This is a genomic window from Pseudoduganella rivuli (assembly GCF_009674485.1).
GTDB classification, from domain to species: domain Bacteria; phylum Pseudomonadota; class Gammaproteobacteria; order Burkholderiales; family Burkholderiaceae_D; genus Rugamonas; species Rugamonas rivuli_B.
This window is the reverse complement of the sequence record NZ_WKJJ01000086.1, coordinates 1-255: the sequence shown is the minus strand read 5'-3', so window position 1 is coordinate 255 and position 255 is coordinate 1. Positions and strand designations below refer to the sequence as shown.

The following is a 255-nucleotide window of genomic DNA, read 5'->3' as shown; positions in this document are numbered from 1 at the left end:
GCCAGTATGTAAAGCGGGCTCGTTGGATGTTGCTGCGCAACCCAGCTAATGTGCCATCAGATCAAGCACCGAAATTGGCTGAACTACTGGAGGCAAACCAGGCACTCATGACGGTCTACGTCATGAAAGCGAGCTTGAAGGAACTCTGGCAGCCAACCAATCCTTGGCATTGGCGGGCAGCTTGGCGTAACTGGCAAGCCATGGCAATGAGCAGCGCTATAGAGCCACTGATCCGGTTTGCCCGAAAACTTGCGT

At 54.1% G+C, this 255-nt stretch carries 1 protein-coding gene; it reads left to right on the top strand.

Features of this window, described 5'->3' with window-relative positions; genetic code table 11:
- Nucleotides 1–26 precede the first annotated feature (26 nt).
- Nucleotides 27–255, top strand: a 229-nt coding sequence (locus tag GJ700_RS34830) for a DesA/ISL3 alpha bundle tail domain-containing protein (RefSeq protein WP_229507421.1), incomplete at its 3' end; no start/stop codon positions are given.